1 protein-coding gene is annotated in these 284 nt (G+C 52.5%); it reads left to right on the forward strand.

The genetic code is table 11. From position 1 onward, the window contains the following. The coding region (locus SB756_RS29425) for a hypothetical protein (RefSeq protein WP_410913086.1) at positions 1-196 on the forward strand (196 nt) is incomplete at its 5' end. Positions 197-284 lie beyond the last annotated feature (88 nt).

Raw genomic sequence — 284 nt, forward strand, 5'->3', positions numbered from 1 at the left:
CCGTGTGTTCGTAGACAAGCCGTTGCCGTTTGCAACAAATCCTGATGGCTCCGTGGATCTGGTCGTCTACCGAGCATGGGTGGTGAACACGTGGAAAGAGGGCATGGACGCGTTCGAAGAGCAGTCCTCGCTCGTAGGCGTTCGGTCGGAGCCGCGCAAAATCACGCGCCCTTTTACTGTCAGCGCTGCCAAGTAGAGACTTGGTGGTATATATTCCGAACGGTTTTTTTTTGCTAATTCGGAAATGGTATGACGGAAGCTGAGTTTGCTGATTTGATCCGAGA

This window comes from Pseudomonas sp. SIMBA_068, from assembly GCF_046534705.1.
Classification (GTDB): domain Bacteria; phylum Pseudomonadota; class Gammaproteobacteria; order Pseudomonadales; family Pseudomonadaceae; genus Aquipseudomonas; species Aquipseudomonas putida.